This window comes from Pseudomonas sp. 14P5.3.2 (assembly GCF_057799175.1).
Genome location: NZ_JBYOKU010000032.1, coordinates 25,388 through 51,160, shown reverse-complemented (window position 1 = coordinate 51,160; position 25,773 = coordinate 25,388). Strand labels below are relative to the sequence as shown.

Sequence of the window (25,773 nt, the reverse complement as noted above, 5' to 3'; positions counted from 1 at the left end):
CCGGCCGGAGCCCGTCAAAAAAGCCGGTTGAGGCCGTCGTACGCCGCTACCCGATAGGCTTCGGCCATGGTCGGGTAGTTGAACGTGGTGTTGACGAAGTACTTCAGGGTGTTCAACTCGCCCGGCTGGCTCATGATCGCCTGACCGATGTGCACGATCTCCGACGCCTGATAACCGAAGCAGTGAACGCCCAGCACTTCCAGGGTTTCACGGTGGAACAGGATCTTCAGCATGCCTTGCGGCTCGCCGGCGATCTGCGCACGCGCCATGCTCTTGAAGAACGCCTTGCCGACTTCATACGGCACCTTGGCCTGGGTCAGCTCCTGCTCGTTCTTGCCGATCGAGCTGATCTCCGGAATGGTGTAGATGCCGGTCGGCACGTCGTTCACAAAGCGCCAGCTACCGTTATCAACGATGCTGCCGGCAGCCGAACGACCCTGGTCGTGGGCGGCACTGGCCAGGCTCGGCCAGCCGATCACATCGCCGGCGCCGTAGATGTTCGGCACGCAAGTGCGGTAGGCCTCGTCGACTTCGATCTGGCCACGGCTGTTGACCTTGACGCCGATGTTTTCCAGACCGAGCTGGTCGGTGTTGCCAGTACGGCCGTTGCACCAGAGCAAGGCGTCGGCCTTGATTTTTTTGCCGGACTTCAGGTGCAGGATCACACCGTTGTCCACACCTTCAACGCGATCGTAATCCTCGTTGTGGCGCACAGTGATGTTGTTATTGCTGAAGTGGTAGCTCAACGCCTGGGAGATTTCCGAGTCGAGGAAGCTCAGCAACTGACCACGGTTGTCCACCAGTTCAACCAGTACCCCCAGACCGCTGAAGATCGAGGCATATTCGCAACCGATCACGCCGGCGCCGTAAACGATCAGTTTGCGCGGGGTGTGGCCGAGGCTGAGGATGGTGTCGCTATCGTAGATACGCGGGTGATTGAAATCGATGTCCGCCGGGCGATACGGGCGCGAACCGGTGGCGATGATGATGTGCTTGGCCACCAGTTTCTCGACTACGCCGTTGGCGCAGACCACTTCGATGGTTTGCTCGTCGGCGAAGCTGCCGGTGCCGAAGAACACGTCGACGCGGTTACGGGCGTAGTAACCGGTGCGCGAAGCGACTTGCTTGGAGATGACTTTCTCGGCGCTTTTCAACACGTCCGGGAAGGAGAACCAGCGCGGCTCGCCGATCGCCCGGAACATCGGGTTGGTGTTGAACTGCATGATCTGCCGGACCGAGTGACGCAGGGCCTTGGACGGGATGGTTCCCAGGTGGGTGCAGTTACCGCCGACCTGGCGACGGCTATCGACCATCGCCACCTTGCGCCCTGCTTTGGCGGCGTTCATTGCCGCGCCTTCTCCCGCCGGGCCGGAACCCAACACCACCACGTCGTAGTTGTAGACAGCCATGCGTACTCCTCAGAACAGGCCGCGGTGCCAGCAGCACCGGCGGCTAAATCACGCCGAATCGCGGCGCGAAGGAACAATTGGGGGTCAGTAAAGAACCCGGACACAGTCTATAGAAGCGTCAACGCCGCGCACATTAACCCTTGGTCGCGTCGTAGGCTACTTTTGCCTGCACTACAACGCCAGCTTTCGTACTGTTTTCAGTCAACTTTTGCGTGATTGAGGCGCTCGAAAGCCGTACTTGTGCGGATAACGAAACCTGTATCGGCACGAATGACGAAGAATGCACCAATGTCATGTTTTTCGGCATAGTCCCAAGCCCTTTCAGGCCCGAGAATCAGCAACAGCGTCGATAGTCCATCGGCCATCAACGCTGAAGGATGAATCACCGTGACCGACGCCAGGTTGTGTAGGACCGGCGCCCCGCTACGCGCATCGAAGGTGTGGGAATAGCGCCGGCCATCCTGCAGGAAATAGTTGCGGTAATCACCGGAGGTGGAAACGCCGTAGCCGTCGACCTGAATGATCCGTTCGGCCACCTGTTGATCGTCTCGCGGTTCTTCCAGCGCAATACGCCAGGACGAGCCATCAAGCTTCTTGCCCTTGGCCTTTAGCTCACCGGTGGCTTCGGCGAGATAGTCATGGATGCCCATCGACTCGAGCCTGGCTGCGATGGCGTCGACGGCATAACCGGCGGCGATGCTGTTGAAGTCGACTTCGACCGGCGCATCCTTGCACAAGCGGTCGCCGTCGATATGCAAATGGCGGTAGCCGACCCGCTCAAGGGTTTCGGCCAGAGCGGCAGTACTGGGGACTTTCTCTTCACGCCCTTGCGGGCCGAACCCCCACAGGTTCATCAGCGGCTCGACGGTCAGGTCGTAGGAACCTTCGCTTTGCTCTGACAGCTGTTCGCCGACACGGACCAATTCGAGCACGGCAGCCGGCATGGTCTGACAGCTGTTCGCCGGCAAAGCATTGAAGCGCTCGATGTCTGAGTCACTGCGATAGGTCGACATCTGCTGATCGACGTCGGTGAGGATTTTTTCCACTTCAAGCTGGACCTGCGCGGCCTCGGGAAGACCGGCGTGGCGCACGTACTTGATTGAATAGGTGCTGCCCATGGTCGGACCGCCGAAGCTTTCCATGGAATCGCCGTTGCCGCAGCCGGACAAGGCGCCCACCAGCAGCAAAAGGCTGATCAGCCTCCTTTTAGACAAATCCCCTACTCCCCACACAAAGCTGAAGATTATGCGCCAGAACCTGTAGGAGCTGCCGAGTGAAACGAGGCTGCGATCTTTTGCTTTTGATCTTTTCAAGCAACATCAAAAGATCGCAGCGTTCCGCAGCTCCTACAGGTTTTTCATTCGCTTGAAGCGTCATGCTGGCCTTCGTAATGGCTATATCGTTTAAGCAGTGCCCTAACCAATTGTTGCCTAACGTTCTTTATACACATATGGTTACAAAACTGTTCACGGGTACTGCCTGAGTTTGCCGCGTGACGGCGAGGACGTGTCTAGTTCAGGGATTTCCAATAAGACAGCCAACAGAGAGTACGAACCAATGTCCTCCACCACGGGCAAAGGCAAAGCGATTTTTCGCGTTGTCAGCGGCAATTTTCTCGAGATGTTCGACTTTATGGTCTATGGCTTCTACGCCACGGCCATTGCCAAAACCTTCTTCCCGGCCGACAGCGCCTTCGCTTCCCTGATGCTCTCCCTGGCGACGTTCGGTGCCGGCTTCCTGATGCGTCCGCTGGGAGCGATTTTCCTCGGTGCCTATATCGACCGCCATGGCCGTCGCCAAGGTCTGATCATTACGCTGGCGCTGATGGCCGCCGGTACGGTGCTGATTGCCTGCGTCCCCGGCTACGCCACCCTCGGCGTCGCCGCCCCGCTGATCGTGCTATTCGGTCGTTTGCTGCAAGGCTTCTCGGCCGGCGTCGAGCTGGGCGGTGTTTCGGTGTACCTGGCGGAAATCGCCACACCGGGCCGCAAGGGCTTTTTCGTCAGTTGGCAGTCGGCAAGCCAGCAAGCAGCGGTGGTCTTTGCCGGCCTGCTCGGGGTGGGTCTCAACCACTGGCTGAGCCCGGAACAGATGGGTGACTGGGGCTGGCGCGTGCCGTTCCTGATCGGCTGCATGATCGTTCCGGTGATCTTCGTGATTCGTCGCTCGCTGGAAGAAACGCCGGAATTCCAGGCGCGTAAACATCGCCCTACCCTGCGCGAAATCGTCCGTTCGATCGGCCAGAACTTTGGCATCGTCATCGCCGGCATGGCGCTGGTGGTGATGACCACGGTTTCGTTCTACCTGATCACCGCCTACACCCCGACCTTCGGCAAGGCCGAACTGCATCTGTCGGACTTCGACGCGCTGCTGGTGACCGTGTGCATCGGCCTGTCGAACTTCTTCTGGCTGCCAGTGATGGGCTCGGTATCTGACAAGATCGGGCGCAAACCCCTACTGCTGGCGGCGACCATTCTGGCAATCCTGACCGCTTACCCGGCATTGTCGTGGCTGGTGGCGAACCCGAGCTTCAGTCATTTGCTGATCGTCGAACTGTGGCTGTCGTTCCTGTACGGCTCGTACAACGGGGCGATGGTGGTGGCGCTGACCGAAATCATGCCGGTGGAAGTGCGCACGACCGGGTTCTCGCTGGCCTATAGCCTGGCGACGGCGACCTTTGGCGGCTTTACGCCAGCGGCCTGTACTTACCTGATCCATGTGCTGGACAACAAGGCTGCGCCGGGGATCTGGCTCAGCGGTGCGGCGGTGCTGGGGCTGATTGCGACGCTGGTGCTGTTCCGTGGCAACAAGCATGAGCTGCGGACTGCGCAGGCCTCGATAGTCGGCGGCGCCCGATAGGACGCCTTCGGGAGCAAGCCCCCTCCCACAGTGTCCGGTGGTGCCAACACGATGATGTGAACACCGCCAAACCTGTGGGAGGGGGCTTGCTCCCGAAGAGGCCGGTACAGGCAATAGAGATTCAGCAGGCATAAAAAAACGCCCCGACCAAAGTCGGGGCGTTTTCATTTGCAGCTAAGGCTTAGCGCGGGAACGCTGGCGGGTTTACACCGGCCATGTCTTCCATCACGCGAACCACCTGGCAGCTGTAGCCGAACTCGTTGTCGTACCAGACGTACAGAACAACGCGGTTGTCCTGAACGATGGTTGCTTCAGCATCGACCACACCGGCGTGACGCGAACCCACGAAGTCAGTGGACACCACTTCCTGCGAGTTGACGAAGTCGATTTGCTTGTGCAGATCGGAGTGCAGCGCCATGTAGCGCAGGTACTCGTTCATCTCTTCACGGCTGGCGGCTTTCTCAAGGTTCAGGTTGAGAATGGCCATCGACACGTTTGGCGTCGGAACGCGGATCGCGTTACCGGTCAGCTTGCCGGCCAGCTCAGGCAGGGCCTTGGCAGCAGCGGTGGCAGCACCGGTCTCGGTGATCACCATGTTCAGCGCGGCGGAACGGCCACGGCGATCGCCCTTATGGAAGTTGTCGATCAGGTTCTGGTCGTTGGTGTACGAGTGAACGGTTTCGACGTGACCGTTGATGATGCCGAACTTGTCATTCACTGCCTTCAGCACCGGCACGATGGCGTTGGTGGTGCAGGAAGCGGCGGACACGATCTTGTCGTCAGCGGTGATTTCGTTGTGGTTGATACCGTGAACGATGTTCTTCAGCTTGCCTTTGCCAGGCGCGGTCAGAACAACGCGAGCAACACCCGGGCATTGCAGGTGCTGACCCAGGCCATCGGCGTCACGCCATACACCGGTGTTGTCCACCAGCAGCGCGTCTTTGATGCCGTACTGGGTGTAATCCACCTCGGTCGGGTTCTTCGCGTAGATCACCTGGATCAGGTTACCGTTGGCGGTGATGGTGTTGTTTTCTTCGTCGATGACGATGGTGCCGTTGAACGGGCCGTGTACCGAATCGCGACGCAGCAGGCTGGCGCGCTTGGTCAGGTCGTTTTCAGCGCCCTTGCGCACGACGATGGCACGCAGACGCAGACCGTCGCCACCACCGGTTTTCTCGATCAGGATGCGCGCCAGCAGACGGCCGATACGACCGAAGCCGTACAGCACAACGTCAGTGCCTTTACGGGCCGAAGCGTTTTGCTGACCAACCACGTCAGCCAGTTCTTCACGAACGAACTGCTCGGCGCTGCGGCCATTGCCTTCGCTGCGGAATTTGAACGCCAACTTGCCCAGGTCTACCGAAGCCGCGCCGAGCTTGAGCTCGCTCATGGCTTTAAGCAGAGGGAATGTTTCGTGGACGGAGAGTTCGCTATCGTCGGAGGAACGGTGGCGAGCAAAGCGGTGAGCTTTGAGAATCGCGATGACAGACTGGTTGATCAGGCTGCGGCCATAGATCGAGCTCACCACGTTGTTATTGCGGTAGAGCTGACCGATAAGCGGAATCATCGCTTCTGCGAGTGCTTCACGGTCGATCCATTCACCAAGACACTGGTCGGGCTTCTGAGTCACGGGAACCTTCCACATGTAGGGGCAGAAAAAAGGGGCTACATTATGCCGCCGAGAACCTCTTGTAGCAATGCGCGCTTGTCGCGCAATCGGTAACAAAATTCCGTTCAAAAAAATTACGCCCCGCGCCAGCCCAGTAAAACCGGGGCTTTCAGCGCAGTCAATTTTTCGACGACTGTTAGACGATGTCTGTAACCCTCCGTAACACCAGTCGATTTCAGCACTACATAACCACTAAAAAAGTGCTCGTTTTTATGGTTACCACTACATTTCGCGCAAACCGCGAAGATAGACGCAGTCTGCAACTGACAGGCGGCACCGGACGCCGCTACAATTACCGACTTTGTCGCAACGCCTGGAGCTCAACCTTCCGTGCCTGTTCTGCGTCTACCGCTTCTCCCTGCCGCGGCAGGTAAACAGCATTGGGGCAACTTGCCCGGTGCCGCCCTCAGCCTGGCGATTGCCGAGGCTGCCAGCGCAGCCAAGCGCTTCACGCTGCTACTGACCGCCGACAGCCAGAGTGCCGAACGGCTGGAGCAGGAGCTGAGCTTCTTCGCCCCGGATTTGCCGGTTCTGCATTTTCCCGACTGGGAAACCCTGCCGTACGATCTGTTCTCGCCGCACCAGGACATCATTTCCCAGCGTATCGCCAGCCTTTATAGACTGCCGGAACTGGCGCACGGCGTGCTGGTGGTTCCGATCACCACCGCCCTGCACCGCCTGGCGCCAACCAAATTCCTGCTCGGCAGCAGTCTGGTGCTGGATGTCGGCCAGAAGCTCGATGTCGAACAGATGCGCGCGCGCCTGGAAGCCAGCGGCTATCGCTACGTCGATACGGTTTACGAGCACGGCGAGTTCACCGTACGCGGTGCGCTGATCGACCTGTTCCCGATGGGCAGCAAACTGCCCTATCGCATCGACCTGTTCGACGACGAAATCGAAACCCTGCGCACCTTCGATCCGGAAAACCAGCGTTCCATCGACAAGGTCGATTCGGTCAAGCTGCTGCCGGCCCGCGAGTTCCCGCTGCAGAAAGATGCGGTCACCCGCTTCAAGGCACGCTTTCGCGAGCGTTTCGACGTCGACTTTCGGCGCTGCCCGATCTTCCAGGACTTGAGCAGCGGCATCACCCCAGCCGGTATCGAGTACTACCTGCCGCTGTTCTTCGACGAAACCTCGACACTGTTCGATTACCTGCCGCAGGACACTCAAGTGTTCTCGCTGCCGGGTATCGAACAAGCGGCAGAAAACTTCTGGAACGACGTGCGCAATCGCTACGAAGAGCGCCGCGTCGATCCATCGCGCCCTCTATTGCCGCCTGCGGAATTGTTCCTGCCGGTGGAAGACTGCTTCGCCCGCCTCAAGAGCTGGCCACGGGTCGTCGCCAGTCAGCAGGACGTCGAATCCGGTGCCGGTCGCGAGCGCTTCCCGGCGCAGGCACTGCCAAACCTGGCGATCGAAGCCAAGGCCACGCAACCGCTGGCGGCGCTCTCGGCGTTCCTCGATGAATTCCCCGGGCGTGTGCTGTTCACCGCCGAGTCCGCGGGCCGTCGTGAAGTCCTGCTGGAACTGCTGGAACGTCTGAAGCTGCGGCCGAAAACCGTCGACAGCTGGCCGGACTTCGTTTCGAGCAAGGATCGTCTGGCGATCACCATTGCGCCGCTCGACGAAGGCTTGATGCTCGATGACCCGGCGCTGGCGCTGGTGGCCGAGAGCCCGCTGTTCGGTCAGCGAGTCATGCAGCGCCGCCGTCGCGAAAAGCGCGCCGACGCCAACAACGATGCGGTGATCAAGAACCTCACCGAACTGCGCGAAGGCGCACCGGTGGTGCACATCGACCACGGTGTCGGACGTTATCTCGGCCTGACGATTCTGGAGATCGACAATCAGGCGGCGGAATTCCTCACCCTGGAATACGCGGAGAACGCCAAGCTCTACGTGCCGGTGGCCAACCTGCATCTGATCGCCCGCTACACCGGCAGCGATGACGCGCTGGCGCCGCTGCACCGACTCGGCTCCGAGACCTGGCAGAAAGCCAAGCGCAAAGCCGCCGAACAGGTGCGCGATGTCGCGGCTGAGCTGCTCGACATCTATGCCCGTCGTGCCGCCCGCGAAGGCTACGCGTTTGCCGACCCGAAAGCCGATTACGCGACGTTCAGCGCCGGTTTCCCGTTCGAAGAAACGCCGGACCAGCAAGCGACCATCGAAGCCGTGCGCGAAGACATGCTCGCGCCAAAGCCGATGGACCGTCTGGTCTGCGGCGACGTGGGTTTCGGCAAGACCGAAGTTGCAATGCGCGCCGCGTTCATCGCCGTGCACGGCGGACGCCAGGTAGCGATTCTGGTGCCGACCACCCTGCTCGCCCAGCAGCACTACAACAGCTTCCGCGACCGCTTCGCCGACTGGCCAGTGACCGTGGAAGTGATGAGCCGCTTCAAATCGGCCAAGGAAGTGAATGCAGCGATTGCCGATCTCGCGGAAGGCAAGATCGACATCGTCATCGGTACGCACAAACTGCTGTCCGACGACGTGAAGATCAAAAACCTGGGTCTGGTGATCATCGACGAAGAACACCGCTTCGGTGTGCGCCAGAAAGAACAGCTCAAGGCCCTGCGCAGCGAAGTCGACATTCTCACGCTGACCGCCACGCCGATTCCGCGCACACTGAACATGGCGGTGTCGGGCATGCGCGACCTGTCGATCATCGCCACGCCGCCGGCGCGACGCCTGTCGGTGCGCACCTTCGTCATGGAGCAGAACAAGAGCACGGTCAAAGAGGCCCTGCTGCGTGAATTGCTGCGTGGCGGTCAGGTTTACTACCTGCACAACGACGTCAAAACAATCGAGAAGTGCGCGGCGGATCTCGCCGAACTGGTACCGGAAGCGCGAATCGGCATCGGCCACGGGCAGATGCGCGAACGCGAACTCGAACAGGTGATGAGCGACTTCTATCACAAGCGCTTCAACGTGCTGATCGCCTCGACCATCATCGAGACCGGCATCGACGTGCCGAGCGCCAACACCATCATCATCGAGCGCGCCGACAAGTTCGGCCTGGCGCAATTGCACCAGTTGCGTGGACGCGTCGGGCGCAGTCACCACCAGGCCTATGCCTACCTGCTGACGCCGCCACGCCAACAAATCACGTCCGATGCGGAAAAGCGTCTGGAAGCGATTGCCAACACTCAGGATCTGGGCGCCGGTTTCGTGCTGGCGACCAACGACCTGGAAATCCGTGGCGCCGGCGAACTGCTGGGCGATGGTCAGAGCGGGCAGATTCAGGCAGTCGGTTTCACCCTGTACATGGAAATGCTCGAGCGCGCAGTGAAGTCGATCCGCAAGGGCGAACAGCCGAACCTCGATCAACCGCTCGGCGGAGGCCCGGAGGTCAACCTGCGGGTGCCGGCGCTGATTCCGGAAGACTATCTGCCGGATGTTCACGCCCGTCTGATTCTGTACAAGCGCATCGCTTCGGCCACCGACGAGGAAGGCCTGAAGGATCTGCAAGTGGAGATGATCGACCGTTTCGGTCTGCTGCCTGAGCCGACCAAGAACCTGGTGCGCATTACCGCACTGAAGTTGCAGGCCGAGCAGTTGGGCATCAAGAAGGTCGACGGTGGGCCGCAGGGTGGACGTATCGAGTTCGCCGCGCAGACGCCGGTAGACCCGATGACTCTGATCAAACTGATCCAGACTCAGCCAAAACGCTACAAATTCGAAGGCGCCACGATGTTCAAGTTCCAGGTGCCGATGGAACGCCCGGAAGAGCGCTTTAATACTGTAGAGGCGCTGTTCGAGCGCCTCCTCCCGAAAACTGTTTGAAGGACGCCGCATGCGCCTGTTTCGCTCACTGACTTTGCTACTTGCCTTGGTAGCCCCTTCGGTTTTTGCCGATGACCTGTATCAGGTCGAAATGATTCTGGTACGCCAGAACGCCGTGCCAGCGATTGTCAGCCGTGCCGCCCCGGAAGACTGGGCCGCCGGCGCTCAACGCCTGGGTGATGACAGCCTGCGCACACCCGCGCTCGGCGACGTTGCCAGCAAACTCAGCGCCAGCGGTGATTACAGCGTGCTGATGCACAAGGCCTGGCAGCAGACCCTCGGCGAAGCGCCGACCAAGGTCGCCGTCAGCGACGGCAAGGAACAGTTCGGCCAGTTCCCGATCGAGGGCACCCTGGAATTGAAACTCGGGCGCTTCACCGACGTGAACGCCGACTTCTGGGTCAACCAGATCGACAGCAACGGCATGGTCACTGCCAGCGAACGCCTGAAGCAGGACAGCCACACCAAGAACGGCCAACTCAACTATCTCGATAACGGCCACTTGGCGCTGCTGATCAAGATCACCTCCCTGACGGCGCCCGCCCCTCGGCAAGCCCCTGAAGCGATTCCGGACTGATCGAAGTCCTTATGTCCCCGCCCCTGAGTAAACCGTTGGCACCCTCCTGGGTCAGCCGATTCAAGGAACAGAGCCTGGAGCGTGGCCGCCGCTACGCCCTGGAGAACCGGGTACGCATCGCACAGGTTGGCGATGCGACCATTACCGCCAGTTGCGAAGGCTCTGGCGGTAACGTCTACCGTCAGACCATTCACCTGCGCGAGTCAGCCAAAGACACCCTGTTGCTGGTTGACGCCACCTGCACCTGCCCGGCGCGCAACAACTGCAAACACTGCGCCGCGGTGCTGCTGCAAGTGCAGGAAACCCTCGAATACCCTGCCGCTGCGAAAGACGCCGAGCTGCTGGAAAAACTCCAGGCCGTATTGGAGAACCGTAGCCCCAAAGCGCCGCCGCAAGTGCTGGTGGACAACGTGCAACCGCTGCCGCGCCTGTGGCTGGCGAGTGTCGAGTTCAGCGCGTTCGAGCCGCGCAACGGCAAAATGCAGCGTTACATTCAGCATCGAGCAGCGCTGTCGTTCAGCTATCTGGATGAATACGTCAGCGGACAGAAAAACAGCGACATTCTGATTCGTCAGGAAACGCAGACCCTGCGGATAAAACGCCATCCGGAAGTGGAACAGTCCTACCGCGAACAGTTAAGAATCCTCGGCTTCCGTATCGCCACGCGCCAGAGCAAAGCGCTGCCGGAAAGCGCCGGCGAGCTGTACGAGATGGTCAACGACAGCGCCTGGCTGACGTTTACCCTCAACGAACTGCCGAAGCTGCGCACCCAAGGCTGGGAATTGCAGATCGACGAGGAGTTCGGTTTCGACCTGACCGCCGTCGACGACTGGTACGCCACCGTCGAACAGGCGCCGGAGCGCGACTGGTTCGATCTGGAACTGGGGATCATCGTCAATGGTGAACGCCTGAGCCTGCTGCCGATCCTGCTCAACCTGATGCGCTCGCACACGGAAATCCTCAACCCGGAACGCCTGGCGCGGCGCCGCGATGACGAGCTGATTCTGGTCAATGTGCCGCAACGCAACAGTGAGCACGGGCCGCTGCAAGTGGCGCTGCCCCTTGGCCGACTAAAACCGGTACTGGCAACGCTGGGCGAGTTCTACTTGCAGGAACCGGGCGAAACCACCCTGCGCCTGAGCAAGGCCGACGCCACGCGCCTCAATTCGCTGGAAGGCATTCCCCTGCTGTGGGAAGGCGGCGAGCAGATCCGCAGTTTCGCCCAACGCCTGCGCGATATTCGCGATTACACGGCCAAAGCGCCGAAGGGCTTGAACGCGACGTTGCGTCCCTATCAGCTCGAAGGCTTGAGCTGGATGCAGTCGCTGCGTCAGCTTGAGGTTGGCGGGATTCTGGCGGACGACATGGGCCTGGGCAAAACCCTACAGACCCTGGCGCATATTCTCAGTGAGAAAAACGCCGGACGCCTGGATCGACCGTGCATGGTGGTGATGCCCACCAGCCTGATCCCGAACTGGCTCGACGAAGCCGCGCACTTCACGCCGCAACTGAAAGTGGTCGCGCTGTACGGTGCCGGCCGCAAAAAGCATTTCGATCATCTGGCCGACTTCGACCTGATCCTGACCACGTATGCGCTGCTGCCCAAGGACGTCGATCGGCTGGCACAACAGCCCTTGCACGTTCTGGTGCTCGACGAAGCCCAGTACATCAAGAACCCCAACAGCAAGGCCGCGCAGGCCGCTCGCGAACTCAACGCGCGCCAGCGCCTGTGCCTGAGTGGCACACCGCTGGAAAACCACCTCGGCGAGTTGTGGTCGTTGTTCCACTTTCTGCTGCCGGGCTGGTTGGGCGATGTCAAAAGCTTCAATGCCGACTACCGCGTGCCGATCGAAAAGCGCGCCAGCGAAGTCAGGCTGCAGCACCTCAATGGGCGGATAAAACCGTTTCTGCTGCGCCGCACCAAGGAACAGGTGGCCACCGAACTGCCGCCCAAAACCGAGATCATCCACTGGGTCGATCTCAATGAGGCGCAGCGCGACGTTTATGAAACCATGCGCCTGGCGATGGACAAGAAAGTCCGCGACGAGATCACTCGCAAAGGCGTGGCGCGTAGCCAGATCATCATTCTTGAAGCCCTGCTCAAGCTGCGTCAGGTCTGCTGCGATCTGCGCCTGGTCAACGACGCCACCCTGCCCGCCCGTGGCAGCACCTCGGGCAAACTCGACAGCCTGATGGAAATGCTCGAAGAGCTGTTCGAAGAAGGTCGGCGGATTCTGTTGTTCTCGCAGTTCACCTCGATGCTGTCACTGATCGAAGACGAACTGAAAAAACGCAACGTGGCCTACGCCTTGCTGACGGGCCAGACCCGCGATCGGCGCACGCCGGTGAAGGAATTCCAGAGCGGCAAGCGTCAGATCTTTCTGATCAGCCTGAAGGCCGGCGGCGTCGGCTTGAACCTGACCGAAGCGGATACGGTGATCCATTACGATCCGTGGTGGAACCCGGCGACCGAGAATCAGGCGACTGACCGCGCGTATCGAATCGGTCAGGAGAAACCGGTGTTCGTCTACAAGATGATTGCCCGGGGCACGGTGGAAGAGAAGATTCAGCACCTGCAGAAGGAAAAGTCTGACCTGGCAGCAGGCGTACTGGATGGGCGCAAGGCCGGGGACTGGAAACTGCAGAGCGATGATATTGAAGCGCTGTTTGCGCCGTTGCCGGACAAGTTCGACAAGCGTTGAGATGCGTTTTTTCCGATAAATTGCCATCGCTGGCCAGCCAGCTCCCACGGTGCTTTGCGTTGAGCACTAATTTGTGAACATTACAAAACCTGTGGGAGCTGACTTGCCAGCGATAGGGCCATCAGATGTCGAACTCTGACCTGGACAGTCAACCCTTGGAAACCGGCAGCGGCGCAAACAGCGCCTCGATGTCACTCTGCTCCAGCTTGAACCCACCTGTCGTACCCCCTTCCAGCACCGCCCCGGCCAGCGCAGCCTTCTCCTGCTGCAGCGCCTGGATTTTTTCCTCCACGGTACCTTTGGCAATCAACTTGTAAACAAACACCGGATTGTTCTGCCCGATACGATAAGCGCGATCAGTGGCCTGATTCTCCACTGCCGGGTTCCACCACGGGTCGAAGTGGATCACCGTGTCCGCAGCCGTCAGGTTCAGACCGGTACCGCCAGCCTTGAGGCTGATAAGGAACAACGGCACCTTGCCGCCCTGGAAATTCTTGACTGGCGTACGCCGGTCGGTGGTGTCGCCAGTCAGCAACGAATAATCGATAGCGCGCTGCTGCAACTCCTGCTCGATCAGCGCCAGCATCGAGGTGAACTGGGAGAACAGCAGGATGCGCCGACCTTCGCCGAGCAACTCTTCGAGCATCTCCATCAGGCTGATCAGCTTGCCGCTGCCCGAGCGCAATGCCTTCGCCGTGAGCGGCATGTTGATCAAGCGCAGATCGCAGCAGACCTGACGCAGCTTGAGCAAGGCATCAAGAATGATGATCTGACTGCGCGCCACACCACTGCGGGCAATTTCGTCGCGCACTTTTTTGTCCATCGCCACGCGCACCGTTTCATAGACGTCGCGCTGGCCGTCGCTGAGTTCAACCCAATGGATGATTTCGGTTTTCGGCGGCAGCTCAGTGGCGACCTGATCTTTCTTGCGACGCAGCAGAAACGGCTTGATGCGCGCCGTCAGGTGCTGCATGCGCTGGACATTGCCATGCTTCTCGATCGGTGTGCGGTAATCGCGGTTGAAGGATTTGCTGTCGCCCAGCCAGCCAGGCATGAGGAAATGAAACTGCGACCACAGCTCGCCGAGATGGTTTTCCAGTGGCGTGCCGCTCAGACACAAGCGCTGACGGGCCTGCAAGTCACGTGCGGCCTGCGCCGCTTTGCTCAGCGGGTTCTTGATGTTCTGCGCTTCGTCGAGAATCAGTACGCTCCACGACTGCGGCCGCAACGTTTCAAGATCCCTGGGCAGCAAGGCGTAAGTGGTCAGCACCAAGTCGTATTCGGCGAGATTGGCGAAGTCTTTTTGCCGCCCGGCCCCATGCAGCGCCAAAACCTTCAACTGAGGCGTGAAGCGCTGGGCCTCGTCGAGCCAGTTGGGAATCAGGCTGGTCGGCATCACCGCCAGTGCCGGGCAATCGAGGCGCCCGGCGTGCTTTTCCGTGAGCAGATGCGCCAGGGTCTGCAGGGTTTTGCCCAAGCCCATGTCATCGCCAAGAATGCCGCCGACCTCCAGCTCCCGCAGAGTCTGCATCCAGCCAAGGCCTTCGAGCTGATACGGGCGCAGTTGCGCATTAAGGCCGGCCGGCGCAGCAACGTGGGTGTGACTGGAATTGTGCAGCCGCTTGGCAAAAGTGCGCAGGCGTTCGCCGCCCTGCCATTCCAGTGGCACGCCATCGAGCATACTCAGGCGCGCGGCGTCTGGAGCAGTCAAGCGCAGCGCATCGCCCTGATGTCCGCCCAGGTACAGCTCGCCCAGCGTCGCCATCAGCGGTTTGACCCGACTCAGCGGCAACGCCACCTTGGCGCCTGCCGGGTCGCCAAAACCGCTGGGCTTGAGTTCGATCAGGAGTTTTTCGTCGTCGCTGCGTTGCGCCAGACTCACCGGGTCGAGCAAACGTGGCTGGGTGCGCAACAGATGCAGAAGGATCGGCAACAAGCTGTAGCGCTCGCCATTGACGACGATGCCCAGTTGCAGATCAAACCATTGATGCCCGGCCTCTTCTTCGACCTCCGCGTACCAGTGTTCAACCGGCTGCACATCGAAATGGAAGCCGGGACTGATTTCGATTTCCCAGTCCGCGGCGCGCAGTGTGGCAAGCCCTTCATGCATGAATCCGAGCCAGGCGGAATCATCCGGCAAGGTGAACATCTCGCCGAGACGATCCATAGCGCTCTTGCGCGTGGCTTTTTTGAAGCCGTGCTTTTGCAGGCTCTGGCGCAGCTTCTTTTCCATCGCAGGCTGGCGTCGAATACGCTGGGTTTCAGTGCCATTGAGGATCATCACTTCCGGATGACGATCCACCGCCGGATGACCGTTGTAGGTAAACACCAGAGCGGCGCGGTGCTCCAGAACGTATTCCCAGCGCGAACGCTCCCGGCCGCTGACCAAGGTCAGTTGCGGCTGCGGAAGCACGTCATCGATGATTCGTTCGGTGAGTTTGTGCGGCGGCGGGATTTTGGTCATCGCGCTCATGCGATGGCTGAACTGCATGGCCTGACGCGCGGGGATGTCTGGGGCGAGGGTCAAATGGCAGGCCAGTTTTTCTTCCAGCTCACTGAACAGAGGGCCAACCTGTCGCTGCTCACGATCGAGGTAATAAAGCGGCTCCAGCGCCAGCACGGTTTCCTGCGCAGCCTCGGCACTGCTCCACTGGGCGCGGAACCCACCGTCGGCCTGCTCGGCCCAAGAGAACAGACCCATGCGTTTCGCGCCCGGCGTCAGTGGCTGCAAGTTTTCGAAGTCGAGGAACAGGCGCGAGGTGCGCAGGAGCATTTCCAGCAGTTCCGCGCCACTGCTGCCTTCCAGCGGATAGCCGCTGTAATAGGCGTGATGGGAATGCATGGCGACCAACAGCCTGGCGACGCGCAGATCCAGTTCGGACAGATAACCGGGCTGACGCATGAGCATGTCCGACAGCGAATACATCGGTTTTACTTCGCGTAACTCGCCGCTCTTGAGCTGATAGACCTTGAAAATATCGAGCAGCCACTTGCCGTTCGCAGACGTGGGTTTGAGTTTGTAAAACAGGCGCGTGCCCGCGGTTTGCGCCCCTTCGTCGACGGGCCTGGCCGGGACGGGGACTGTCGAAAGCCAATGCTCCAGCGCCCGACCCAAGGGGATCTGCGCGTCACTTTCGGACGTATCGTCGTCAATGCCCTGCAGGTGATAGAGCACCGCCGCGCAGTGCTTGCAATCAATCACGACGGGGCAGGTGCACAAGCAACGCAAATTAACCGATCCCAGGCGATCTTCGGACAGGTAGATGCTTTGTTCATACGCCTGAGTTTCCGAACCGACGCAGAACGCCTCGATCTTCCTGTCATCGATCTCGATGATCTCTACCCGATCATCGGCAGCATAAGCGCGGGCCTTGGCCAACGCCTTGCTACTGAATGCGTCAGTCCATGCCAGCCCTTTAAGCCGCTCGATGAAAATGCTCATGGACAGTCCTTAGCTGGCCAACACCCGCGCCAACGTCGATTTCACCTTGCCCATCCCGTCATGCAGCGCCTGCTCGATTTCGGCCATGGTGATCACCGCCGTGGTCTTGCCTGCTGCCGGGTTCACCACCAGCGACAGGCAGGCGTAATCCAGATCCAGCTCACGGGCCAATGCCGCTTCCGGCATGCCGGTCATGCCGACGATGTCGCAACCGTCACGCTCCAGACGCACGATCTCCGCCACGGTTTCCAGACGCGGGCCCTGGGTGCAGGCGTACACCCCCTGATCGCTGTATTCGCAGCCTTCGGCAGCCAGCGCGGCGATCAATTGCTGACGCAGCGGCTCACTGTAAGGGAAGCTGAAATCGATATGGGTGACGTGCTCCAGATCATCGGCGAAAAACGTGTGTTCGCGGCCACTGGTGTAATCAACGATCTGATGCGGCACGCAGAAATGGCCGGTGCCCATCGCCGGATGAATCCCGCCCACCGCATTGACCGCGATGATCGCCTCGGCGCCGGCCTGCTTCAGCGCCCACAGGTTGGCGCGGTAGTTGACCTTGTGCGGCGGGAAGCGATGTGGATGGCCGTGACGGGCGAGGAACAGCACTTCCTTGCCGGCGTACTCGCCGATTTGCACCTCGGCCGAAGGCGCACCGTAAGGGGTGTCCACCGCCAACGACTGACGAATGCTCAAGCCTTCGAGCTGGGTCAGGCCGGTGCCACCGATGATTGCGTAAACCGTCATAACGAAGAGTCCTTAATCGATCAATTGAGCGTCTTTGAGCGCGCCGATGGCGGTGAGCCAGCGCGGATCCTGACGGTAGTCGGTGCTGGCGAACGCCTGCCCGCGCATCCGCGCAATGCGTGCGGACGGCTTGACCTTCATCCGTTGCGCAGCACTCAGGGCCAGTTCGGCCGCAGCGCGGTCGTTGCACACCAGGCCCATGTCGCAACCGGCGCTGAGCGCGGCTTCAATGCGACTGGCGGCGTCGCCGACCACATGGGCGCCGGCCATCGACAGGTCGTCGCTGAAAATCACGCCGTCGAACTGCAACTCGCCGCGCAGGATGTCCTGCAACCAACGGCGGGAGAATCCGGCCGGCTGCGAATCGACTTGCGGATAGATGACGTGCGCCGGCATCACCGCTGCCAATTGCTTGCTGAGTCTGGCGAACGGTACGAGGTCGTTGGCGCGGATCTCGTCGAGGCTGCGTTCGTCATTCGGGATCGCGACGTGGGAGTCGGCTTCGGCCCAACCGTGACCGGGGAAATGCTTGCCGGTAGCGGCCATGCCCGCGCTGTTCATGCCGCGGATGAAGGCGCCGGCGAGCAACGCTGCGCGCTCGGGATCCCCTTCGAACGAACGCGTGCCGACCACGGCGCTGCGCTGGTAATCCAGATCCAGCACCGGGGCGAAACTCAGGTCGAGGCCGACCGCCAGCACTTCGGTAGCCATGATCCAGCCGCATTGTTCGGCGAGGTATTCGGCGTTCGGGTTGTCGGCAATGGCGCGCATCGCCGGCAGGCGCACGAAGCCCTGACGCAGACGCTGCACGCGACCGCCCTCCTGGTCGACCGCCAGCAGCAGATCCGGGCGAATGGCGCGGATGGCGGCGCTCAACTCACGCACCTGGCGCGGATGCTCGATGTTGCGGGCAAAAATGATCAGGCCGCCCACTTCGGGCTGACGCAACAATTGGCGATCCTCGGCCGTCAGCCAGGTACCGGCGACGTCCACCATCAACGAGCCTTGCAGGCCAGCAGTCATAGAGAATTCCTTGAAAACGAAAAACCCGATCCGCACGACATCGCCACCGAGAGCGGTGCCCGGCAGGTTGGCGATGTCGATAGGAAACGGGTTCAGAACGAGAGTCGGCATGGGCGGCTAGCTTAGCGGATGTAAACTGCCGCGCCCACCCGTGTGCGGTTAAACCTTGGCGGCTACCGGGGTCGATTTGCTGCGCGGACGAAGTTGCGCAGTCGCCATGGCCGGGTCGGTGACACCGGTTTCGGCACGCATGCCGGCGGCAAGGAACGGCACCATCAGACGCATCACCTGTTCAATCGAGGTGTTGACGCCGAAATCGGTCTCGGCAATCGCACGCAAGGCCTTGATCCCGGACATGCTGAACGCCGCAGCGCCGAGCATGAAGTGCACGCGCCAGAACAGTTCGATAGGTGGAATGCGTGGAGCTGCTTCATTGACCAGCAGCATGTAGCGGCGGAACACCTTGCCGTACATGTCTTCCAGATAGCGACGCAAGTGGCCTTGGCTCTGGCTGAACGCCAGGCCGAGCAAACGCATGAAGATCGACAGATCGTTACCGCTGCGTGGCTGCACCACGAGCGCCTGTTCGACGAGGATTTCCAGCAGTTCTTCAAGAGTCGGCTTGTTTTCAGGCTTGGCCTGGCGACGCTCCAGCTCCTTATCGAGGCTGATGCAGAACGGCCCGAGGAAGCGCGAGAAAACCGCCTGGATCAGCGCTTTCTTGGAGCCGAAATGATAGTTCACCGCCGCCAGGTTTACTCCGGCTTTGCTGGTGATCAAACGCAATGAGGTTTCCGCGAAACCTTTCTCCGCGAACAACTGCTCGGCAGCATCAAGAATGCGTTCAACGGTTTCCGACTGGGCCATGGCTACTCCGCCTGACAAACACTTGTTTGAAACATACGTTTCAGCCTGTGCCTTGTCAAGCCTGCCAGTCCGTTTTGGGAATGGTCGGTCAGCTATTTAACCACACTGGACCGCTCCTTTAATAAGCACGGCTGCCGACCGTCCGGCGGCCTGCAAAAAAACGGGCATTGCCAAGACCGCTTCACTGTATATAATCCCAGTCACTGTATAAAAAGACAGAGCGATCAATATGCTAAAGCTGACGCCACGCCAAGCCGAGATTCTGGCCTTTATCAAACGCTGCCTCGAAGACAACGGCTACCCGCCAACCCGCGCGGAAATCGCTCAGGAACTGGGATTCAAGTCGCCCAACGCGGCGGAAGAACACCTCAAGGCCCTGGCCCGCAAGGGTGCCATCGAGATGACTCCGGGCGCCTCCCGCGGCATTCGCATTCCCGGGTTTGAAGCCAAGACTGACGACTCTACCCTGCCGATCATTGGCCGGGTCGCCGCCGGTGCACCGATCCTCGCCCAGCAGCACATCGAAGAGTCCTGCAATATCAACCCCGCGTTCTTCCACCCTCGCGCTGATTACCTGCTGCGCGTACACGGCATGAGCATGAAGGACATCGGTATTTTCGACGGTGACCTGCTGGCGGTTCACACCACCCGCGAAGCACGCAATGGTCAGGTCGTGGTTGCGCGAATCGGCGACGAAGTCACCGTCAAGCGCTTCAAGCGCGAAGGCAGCAAAGTCTGGCTGATTGCCGAAAACCCCGAGTTCGCCCCTATCGAAGTCGACCTGAAAGATCAGGAACTGGTGATCGAAGGCTTGAGTGTCGGCGTAATCCGCCGCTAAAGGAGGCTTTATGCAGTTCCCACACACACCTCAGCAAACACAACTGCCGTTATTCGAAGCGTTTCTGGCACAACCGATGGCGCCGATCCTGAAAGATGTGGTCGAGCGCCCATGGATTGCCGAACCGGAAGTATTCAGCGAGCTGTCACTGCGCGGTGCAGCCGGGAACTGCCTGAACCTGCTAGCCCCGATCCTGCGCGAACTGAGCGAAGATCAGGACGCGCGCTGGCTGACGCTGATTGCCCCTCCTGCCAGCCTGACCCAGATCTGGCTGCGCGAGGCCGGCCTGAACCGTGAACGCATTCTGCTGCTGCAACCACGTGGCGCGCAAAGCGCCCAGCAACTGGCCTGCGAAGCATTACGTCTGGGTCGTAGTCACACGGTGGTGACCTGGCTCAACCCGCTGAACACAAGCTCACGACAGCAGTTGATCAGTGCTGCGCGCACGGGCGACGCTCAGAGTCTGAATATTCGATTGGGTTGATTCACTTGTGACACGCGCTGTGTGAAGCGCATGGCTTCTCCAAGGACAGAGAAGCCGATCTGATGCGGTAACAGCAAACGCCGACAGGCGGGGCTCAGTGAAGAACCCGCGGCCCTTCTTCCTTATCAAATTCGCCTTCAACCATACGACCGGCCATCTGCACGCCGACGCTCAACATCGCCTTGGCGATTTCCACGTGCTGGCCTTGCAGGAACGCCTTGGCATCCTCGGAGAAATCCAGCGTCACCAGAGACCCCTCGTCCTCAGCCCTGCGCAGTTCGATTCGGCCGTCTGGTAACTCGACAATTTCTAGAAAGGACGTTGGCATATAGGTCTGTTCTCCACGAAAGGCAGGGATTATATAGACATCATTCAGGCTTCGCTCGGTATCTTGACCAGCAGCATGTTTCAGATTGCCACCGTGTCAATTGTCCTCAGCATTCGTTCAAGCCTTCGCGAAAGCGGATGGCCAGGCCTTTGAGATTCTGCCGCCAGCCCTCCAGCTCTTCGCGACTCAACTCTTGCGGCGTCTCTTCTTCATCCAGATTAACGGCCTGAATCAATGGCTGTGTCACATCACCCTTGGGCTTGTGTGGCACCCGTGGCGGCTGAAACAACGCCGAGTGCGCCGCCAGCAGTTTCGCCAGCCAGGTTTCAGGATTGCCTGCCAACTCGATCATCTCGGCCAGCTCAGGGATCGCAATCGATTCCAGGACTTCGCGAGTCAGCAACGCTTCCGCTCGCGACGCATTGGCCTGAGGCAGACGGTAGAAACCGGCGATCTCATGGCACAGCCCCAGAAGCGCGCCATAGAGGTGAAACAACGCCGATTCACGCCCAGCCTGAATCAACGCCAACGAATTCATCGCCCGCCCCTCTTCGGCGCGAGCCAGAGCGTCCAGCGACAGGCCGGCGAAATAGATCTTCTGATTGGTGCGGGTATAGAGTTCGTGCGCCATGCCGGCAGTCTCCACAGCGAAATAATTGCGTCACACAGATCCGACAGTGTCATGGATCAACGGATCCGACCGCAAGCACAAAACAAAAAGGCCGCATGAAAACCCGAGGGTCATCATGCGGCCTTTTGTGTATCAGGCTATCGCTTACTCAGCCTTGGCTTTCGTGCGCTTGTCTTCAACAGTCCACTTGCCACCGTCGTAATAAGCCTTCCAGCCGGTAGGCTTGCCGTCGACCTCGGTCTGCACGTATTGCTCCTTGGTCTTGCGGCTGTAACGGATGACCGCTGGCAGACCATCAGGATCCTTCTGCGGTGCTTCGCAGAGGAAATGGTACTTCGGATCGATCTCGTCCTTGTGCGGCAGAATCTCGATCACCAGCGGAGCACGAGTCTCGCGGTTTTTCGGGAACTGGCTGGCCGCCAGGAACAGACCGGAAGCACCGTCGCGCAGGATGTAGGTGTCGTTGACCTTTTCGCATTTCAGCTCAGGCATCTTCACCGGATCCATCTTCGGCGGCGCCGCATCACCGCTCTTGAGCAGTTTGCGGGTGTTCTTGCAGGTCGGATTGGTGCAACCGAAGAACTTGCCGAAGCGGCCGGTCTTGAGCTGCATCTCGCTGCCGCACTTGTCGCATTCCAGGCTCGGACCTTCGTAGCCCTTGATACGGTAGTTGCCCTCTTCGATTTCGTAACCCGCGCAATCCGGGTTGTTACCGCAGATGTGCAGCTTGCGCTTCTCGTCGAGCAGGTAAGCGTCCATCGCCGTGCTGCAGATCGGGCAGCGATGCTTGCCGCGCAGCACCAGCGACTCCGATTCACCCTCGTCGTCCGCCGCAATCTCGTCGCCCGGAACCAGGTTGACGGTGGCCTTGCAGCGCTCTTTCGGTGGCAGGCTGTAACCCGAGCAACCGAGGAACACGCCAGTCGATGCGGTACGAATCTGCATCGGACGACCGCACGTGGTGCACGGAATATCAGTCATGACCGGCTGGTTGGCACGCATGCCGTTGTCCGGGTTCTCGGCCACTTCGAGCTTCTTCTTGAAGTCGCCGTAGAACTCGTCCAGCACGTTTTTCCAGTCGCGCTCGCCCTGAGCCACGTCATCGAGGTTCTCTTCCATGCCGGCGGTGAAGCCGTAGTCCATGAGATTCGAGAAGCTCTCCGACAGACGCTCGGTGACGATGTCGCCCATCTTTTCCGAATAGAAACGACGGTTGTGCAGAGTCACGTAGCCGCGATCCTGAATGGTCGAAATGATCGCCGCGTAGGTCGAAGGACGACCGATGCCGCGTTTTTCCATTTCTTTCACCAGACTGGCTTCCGAGTAACGGGCCGGCGGCTTGGTGAAGTGCTGCGATGGATCAAGCTTGATCAGCTTCATCACGTCGCCCTGCGCCATATCGGGCAGAACGTCGTCATCGCCAGGCTTGGCGATCTGCGGCATGACGCGGGTGTAGCCGTCGAACTTCAGGATGCGGCCCTTGGCGCGCAGCTCGAAATCCCCAGCGGCGACACTGACGGTGGTCGACAGGTACTGCGCAGGCAGCATCTGGCAAGCGAGGAACTGGCGCCAGATCAGCTCGTAGAGGCGCTCTGCGTCACGCTCCATGCCCGCAAGCTTGCTCGGCGTGGTGTTGGCGTCAGACGGACGAATCGCTTCGTGAGCCTCTTGTGCGCCTTCCTTGCTGCTGTAGACATTCGGCGTTTCCGGCAGGTACTTCTTGCCGAACTCATCTTCGATGTAAGTGCGCGCCATTGCCACGGCATCAGCCGAAAGATTGGTCGAGTCGGTACGCATATAAGTGATGTAGCCGGCTTCATATAAGCGCTGGGCCATCATCATGGTTTTCTTCACGCCGAAGCCCAGGCGGTTGCTCGCGGCCTGCTGCAGGGTTGACGTGATGAACGGCGCCGACGGCTTGCTGCTGGTCGGTTTGTCTTCGCGCTTGACGATGCTGTAGCTGGAAGACTTGAGCTTCTCCAGCGCGGCCGTGGCCTGGGCTTCGTTGAGCGGCTTGAAGGCTTCGCCCTTCTCGCGAGCCACTTCGAAGCGTACGGTCGAGCCTTTGGCGGTGCCGAGATCAGCGTGCACTTCCCAGTATTCTTCCGGGTTGAATGCGCGAATCTCGCGCTCACGCTCGACCACCAACTTCACGGCAACCGATTGCACGCGACCGGCCGACAGACCACGGGCGATTTTGGCCCATAGCAGCGGCGAGACCATGTAACCCACAACGCGGTCGAGGAAACGACGCGCCTGCTGGGCATTTACACGATCGATGTCCAGCTCGCCCGGCTCGGAGAAGGCTTCCTGAATCGCCTTCTTGGTGATTTCGTTGAACACCACGCGCTTGTAGCGGCTGTCATCACCACCGATGGCTTCGCGCAGGTGCCAGGCAATGGCTTCCCCCTCGCGATCCAAGTCGGTTGCGAGATAGATGGTGTCAGCATCCTTGGCGAGCCGGCGCAGCTCTTCGATGACCTTTTCCTTGCCCGGGAGGATCTCGTACTTGGCTTTCCAGCCGTGTTCCGGATCGACACCCATACGCGAGACCAGCTGTTTGCGCGCCTTCTCTTTCGGCGTGAGCACCGGCCCTTCACCTGCGGCAGCCTTGCCGCGCTTGGCGGCTGGTTCTTTGCTGGCGCTAGCCGAACCGCTGGTGGGCAGGTCTCGGATATGGCCGATACTCGACTTCACCACGTATTGGTTACCCAGATACTTGTTGATGGTCTTGGCCTTAGCCGGGGATTCCACAATGACCAGCGATTTGCCCATGGATCAGAAAATTCCTGAATTCTAGAAGTGAAAGGCGGTTGGCGCCTGACGCGGCACCGCTATATATAGTTGATACAAGGTGAGGTCAAGCGCAGGGTTCTGCACGCACTCGTCTCATACCTTGGAAAAAAGGCTCGGTTCGGCTTGCACCAAAGCAAAGCGTGGCACCTGCTCGCCGTCAACCTCGACCGACTCCAGAAACATGCTCAAGGGGCGCACCCAAAAGCCGTATTCGCCATACAGGGCTTGATAAAACACTACTTCTTCTTCGGTCTCGGAATGCCGCGCAACACTGAATACGCGGTACTGCGGCCCCTTGTAATGTTGGTAGAGCCCAGGTTGTATCGGCATGCTTCGGCCCTCACTCAAATTTTTTCAAAATAAATACAAAATAAATCCACAAAAACAAAAACCGGGGCACTTGGCCCCGGCTTCCATCGACGAGACGCTTAAACGCGTTCGAAGACGGTGGAGATGCCTTGGCCGAGACCAATGCACATGGTAGCCACCCCGAAGGTGCCGCCATTCTGCTTCATCACGTTCAGCAAGGTGCCGGAAATACGGGCACCGGAGCAACCGAACGGGTGACCCAGGGCGATCGCGCCGCCGTGCAGGTTAACCTTCTCGTTCATCTTGTCGAGCACTTTCAGATCTTTCAGCACTGGCAGGGCCTGTGCAGCGAAAGCTTCGTTGAGCTCAAAGAAGTCGATATCGCTGATGCCAAGGCCCGCACGCTTCAGAGCTTTTTGTGTAGCCGGAACTGGACCATAGCCCATGATCGCCGGATCCACACCCGCCACTGCCATCGAACGGATCACGGCCATCGGCTGGATCCCCAGATCCTGCGCACGCTGCGCCGACATCACGATCATGCACGAAGCACCATCGGTGATCTGCGACGAAGTGCCGGCAGTCACGGTGCCGCCCTTTGGATTGAAGGCAGGCTTGAGGGCCGCCAGACTTTCCAGAGTGGTTTCCGGACGAATGGTTTCGTCGTAGTCGTACAGCTTCAGGAAGCCGTTTTCGTCGTAGCCCTGCATCGGGATGATTTCGTCTTTGAACTTGCCTTCCACAGTCGCCTTATGGGCGAGCTGGTGGGAGCGCACGCCAAAGGCGTCCTGCTGCTCACGGGTGATGCCATGCATCTTGCCGAGCATTTCTGCAGTCAGACCCATCATGCCCGAGGCTTTCGCCGCGTACAGCGACATATGCGGGTTCGGATCAACACCGTGCATCATGCTCACGTGGCCCATATGCTCGACGCCACCAACCACGAATACGTCACCGTTGCCGGTCATGATCGCTTGCGCCGCCGTGTGCAGAGCACTCATCGACGAGCCGCACAGACGGCTGACGGTCTGGCCGGCAGAGGTGTGCGGGATCTGGGTCATCAGCGACGCCATGCGTGCGATGTTCCAGCCCTGCTCCAGGGTCTGGTTTACACAGCCCCAGATCACGTCCTCGACTTCAGCAGGATCGACCTTGGCGTTGCGTTCCAGCAGTTTGCTGATCAGGTGTGCCGACATGTCTTCGGCACGGGTGTTGCGGTGCATGCCGCCCTTGGAGCGGCCCATCGGCGTACGACCGAAGTCGACAATCACGACGTCTCTAGGATTCAAGCTCATAAGTTCACTCTCACTCT

Annotated in this window: 18 protein-coding genes; 6 read left to right on the top strand and 12 right to left on the bottom strand. The window is 59.9% G+C overall.

The annotated features are described in order from the left end of the window. Positions 1-14 precede the first annotated feature (14 nt). Together sthA and AC27VU_RS22395 are read right to left on the bottom strand one after the other, a co-directional pair. Positions 15-1,409 carry a Si-specific NAD(P)(+) transhydrogenase gene (gene sthA / locus AC27VU_RS22400; RefSeq protein WP_003226580.1) on the bottom strand — a complete coding sequence of 465 codons (1,395 nt, stop codon included), beginning with the start codon at positions 1,407-1,409 and terminating at the stop codon, positions 15-17. Between the two features lie 197 nt (positions 1,410-1,606). After that, entirely contained in the window at positions 1,607-2,551 is a 945-nt protein-coding gene (locus AC27VU_RS22395) for an FAD:protein FMN transferase (RefSeq protein ID WP_488724965.1), read from the bottom strand. Between the two features lie 415 nt (positions 2,552-2,966). On the opposite strand from AC27VU_RS22395, the gene AC27VU_RS22390 reads away from it, so the two are divergent. Continuing rightward, positions 2,967-4,268, top strand: a complete 1,302-nt coding sequence (locus AC27VU_RS22390; protein ID WP_003226582.1) for an MFS transporter — start codon at positions 2,967-2,969, stop codon at positions 4,266-4,268. 181 nt (positions 4,269-4,449) lie between these two features. Here the strand turns inward: AC27VU_RS22390 and AC27VU_RS22385 are convergent, their stop codons facing one another. Then, a complete protein-coding gene (locus AC27VU_RS22385; RefSeq protein ID WP_003226583.1) occupies positions 4,450-5,913 on the bottom strand; it encodes a glyceraldehyde-3-phosphate dehydrogenase in 1,464 nt (487 codons plus the stop codon). 354 nt (positions 5,914-6,267) lie between these two features. Here AC27VU_RS22385 and mfd point away from each other — a divergent pair, with 354 nt between their 5' ends. The 3 genes from mfd to AC27VU_RS22370 are packed head-to-tail and all read left to right on the top strand — an operon-like array spanning position 6,268 to position 12,996. Continuing rightward, positions 6,268-9,717, top strand: coding sequence for a transcription-repair coupling factor (gene mfd / locus AC27VU_RS22380; RefSeq protein ID WP_103521281.1), 3,450 nt, complete (start codon positions 6,268-6,270; stop codon positions 9,715-9,717). Between the two features lie 10 nt (positions 9,718-9,727). Further along, positions 9,728-10,294, top strand: coding sequence for a CsiV family protein (locus tag AC27VU_RS22375; protein ID WP_103485790.1), 567 nt, complete (start codon positions 9,728-9,730; stop codon positions 10,292-10,294). 11 nt (positions 10,295-10,305) lie between these two features. Continuing rightward, positions 10,306-12,996, top strand: coding sequence for an SNF2-related protein (locus tag AC27VU_RS22370; RefSeq protein ID WP_488724953.1), 2,691 nt, complete (start codon positions 10,306-10,308; stop codon positions 12,994-12,996). Positions 12,997-13,144: 148 nt separating this feature from the next. On the opposite strand, the gene AC27VU_RS22365 is transcribed toward AC27VU_RS22370, so the two are convergent. The 4 genes from AC27VU_RS22365 to AC27VU_RS22350 all read right to left on the bottom strand — a co-directional run bounded on the left by AC27VU_RS22365 (position 13,145) and on the right by AC27VU_RS22350 (position 19,075). Then, complete coding sequence (locus AC27VU_RS22365; RefSeq protein ID WP_488724952.1) at positions 13,145-16,438, bottom strand: DEAD/DEAH box helicase; 3,294 nt, start codon at positions 16,436-16,438, stop codon at positions 13,145-13,147. A 9-nt stretch (positions 16,439-16,447) separates the two neighbouring features. Continuing rightward, positions 16,448-17,185 carry an S-methyl-5'-thioinosine phosphorylase gene (locus AC27VU_RS22360; protein WP_103485793.1) on the bottom strand — a complete coding sequence of 246 codons (738 nt, stop codon included), beginning with the start codon at positions 17,183-17,185 and terminating at the stop codon, positions 16,448-16,450. Between the two features lie 12 nt (positions 17,186-17,197). Further along, positions 17,198-18,196 (bottom strand): beta-N-acetylhexosaminidase, encoded by a 999-nt coding sequence (gene nagZ / locus AC27VU_RS22355; RefSeq protein ID WP_169844079.1) that lies wholly within the window; start codon positions 18,194-18,196, stop codon positions 17,198-17,200. A 171-nt stretch (positions 18,197-18,367) separates the two neighbouring features. Further along, the gene (locus AC27VU_RS22350) at positions 18,368-19,075 is read right to left on the bottom strand and encodes a TetR/AcrR family transcriptional regulator (protein ID WP_007961819.1); all 708 of its coding nucleotides are present in this window, start codon (positions 19,073-19,075) and stop codon (positions 18,368-18,370) included. 229 nt (positions 19,076-19,304) lie between these two features. On the opposite strand from AC27VU_RS22350, the gene lexA reads away from it, so the two are divergent. Next, positions 19,305-19,913, top strand: a complete 609-nt coding sequence (gene lexA / locus AC27VU_RS22345) for a transcriptional repressor LexA (protein ID WP_103485794.1) — start codon at positions 19,305-19,307, stop codon at positions 19,911-19,913. A gap of 10 nt (positions 19,914-19,923) precedes the next feature. Then, positions 19,924-20,397 (top strand): SOS-induced cell division inhibitor SulA, encoded by a 474-nt coding sequence (sulA, locus tag AC27VU_RS22340; RefSeq protein WP_003226591.1) that lies wholly within the window; start codon positions 19,924-19,926, stop codon positions 20,395-20,397. Positions 20,398-20,491: 94 nt separating this feature from the next. Here sulA and AC27VU_RS22335 read toward each other — a convergent pair whose 3' ends face one another. The 5 genes from AC27VU_RS22335 to fadA all read right to left on the bottom strand — a co-directional run bounded on the left by AC27VU_RS22335 (position 20,492) and on the right by fadA (position 25,756). Then, positions 20,492-20,725, bottom strand: coding sequence for a hypothetical protein (locus tag AC27VU_RS22335; RefSeq protein WP_003226592.1), 234 nt, complete (start codon positions 20,723-20,725; stop codon positions 20,492-20,494). A 106-nt stretch (positions 20,726-20,831) separates the two neighbouring features. After that, complete coding sequence (locus tag AC27VU_RS22330; RefSeq protein WP_488724951.1) at positions 20,832-21,356, bottom strand: DUF6586 family protein; 525 nt, start codon at positions 21,354-21,356, stop codon at positions 20,832-20,834. A 144-nt stretch (positions 21,357-21,500) separates the two neighbouring features. Continuing rightward, complete coding sequence (gene topA, locus AC27VU_RS22325) at positions 21,501-24,131, bottom strand: type I DNA topoisomerase (RefSeq protein WP_003226594.1); 2,631 nt, start codon at positions 24,129-24,131, stop codon at positions 21,501-21,503. Between the two features lie 114 nt (positions 24,132-24,245). Next, on the bottom strand, positions 24,246-24,482 hold the full coding sequence (locus AC27VU_RS22320) for a DUF1653 domain-containing protein (protein ID WP_003226597.1): 237 nt from the start codon (positions 24,480-24,482) through the stop codon (positions 24,246-24,248). A 98-nt stretch (positions 24,483-24,580) separates the two neighbouring features. Next, the gene (gene fadA, locus AC27VU_RS22315) at positions 24,581-25,756 is read right to left on the bottom strand and encodes an acetyl-CoA C-acyltransferase FadA (RefSeq protein ID WP_488724950.1); all 1,176 of its coding nucleotides are present in this window, start codon (positions 25,754-25,756) and stop codon (positions 24,581-24,583) included. Between the last annotated feature and the right edge of the window lie 17 nt (positions 25,757-25,773).